The following is a 1,350-nucleotide window of genomic DNA, read 5'->3' on the forward strand; positions in this document are numbered from 1 at the left end:
GCCTTGTCTCGTCCGAAGTAGACGTCTGCGGGTGTGACGTTGTTGATGCTCTCGTGATAGCGCTGATTGTTGTAGTGGGTGACAAAGGCTTCGATCTGGGCCTCAAGGTCACCCGGCAAGAAGTAGTTTTCCAGCAAGATGCGGTTTTTCAAAGTCTGATGCCAGCGCTCGATCTTGCCCTGCGTTTGCGGATGATATGGCGCGCCGCGAGAGTGCTTCATACCTTTATCCTGTAACCATTCGGCCAAGTCTCCGGACACATAACTGGATCCGTTATCGCTAAGCAGACGAGGCTTGTGAACGACGTGAACCTGATCACAACCTGATGCCTGCAACGCCAATTCCAGCGTATCGGTCACATCCTCGGCTCGCATATTTGTGCAGAGCTTCCATGAGACAATGTAGCGACTGTAATCATCGAGAACCGTACTGAGATAGAACCAGCCCCAGCCTAGTACTTTGATGTAGGTGAAGTCTGTTTGCCACAGCTGGTTGATCCCAGTCGTCTTATGCCGGAACTCATCGGCCGCCTTCAGGACAATGAACGCCGGGCTGGTGATCAAGTCATGCGCTTTAAGCGTGCGGTACACTGTAGATTCTGACACAAAGTAACGTTCCTGATCCGTGAACGTTACCGCCAGCTCACGGGGAGACAGTTCTGTCTCTTTCAAAGCAAAGTCGACAACCTTGCGCTTCACCTCGTCGGGCACGCGGTTCCAGACGTGTTTTGGCTTGGGGGATCTATCCCGCAAGCCAGCCTCGCCGCGCTGCAGATAGCGGTCGTACCAGCGATAGAATGTGGTGCGGGGAATGCCCAGCTTGGCCAGTGTCTGGCGAGCAGACAGATGGCTTTCTTCGACCAGCTTAATGATCTCCAGCTTTTCAGATGCAGCATACCTCATTCGCGGTCGTCCCCATCCCCGAGCATGCTTTTTTTGAGAAGGCGCAGTTCAAGCGTCTGCTCCGCAACCACCTCCTTGAGATCCTTCGCCTCACGGCGAAGTTCCTTGACCTCATCAGTGTTGGCGGCGCGGGCCGTATCACCAGCGAGCCGCTTTTTGCCAGCTTCCATGAAGTCCTTCGACCACTTGTAATAGATGCCCTGCGAGATCCCCTCACGGCGACAGAGCTCGGCAATGCTGTCGTCTCCACGCAGCCCATCCAGAACGATCCTGATCTTCTCTTCCGATGAATAGTGTTTGCGCGTAGCGCGCTTAATGTCTTTGACGATCTTCTCGCCAGGGCTTTTCGTTGTCTTTCTCATCGTCCACTCCTTGGTGGCTACGATGAGCAACAAACCCTCTCTTAGCAAATCGCCCTATTTGGACCCATAGGCGCTGACGTCAGACA

The 1,350-nt window shown here is 54.1% G+C and carries 1 protein-coding gene; it reads right to left on the reverse strand.

The genetic code is table 11. From position 1 onward, the window contains the following. Positions 1-1,264 (reverse strand): IS3 family transposase gene (locus DI396_RS16340; protein WP_110797481.1). Its coding sequence is split into 2 segments (ribosomal slippage), with 1,265 coding nucleotides annotated over them: positions 1-937 and positions 937-1,264; the frame shifts between segments, so codons are not numbered across the junction. This gene is flagged as partial in the annotation. Positions 1,265-1,350 lie beyond the last annotated feature (86 nt).

This window comes from Litorivita pollutaquae (assembly GCF_003205515.1).
Lineage (GTDB): Bacteria > Pseudomonadota > Alphaproteobacteria > Rhodobacterales > Rhodobacteraceae > Litorivita > Litorivita pollutaquae.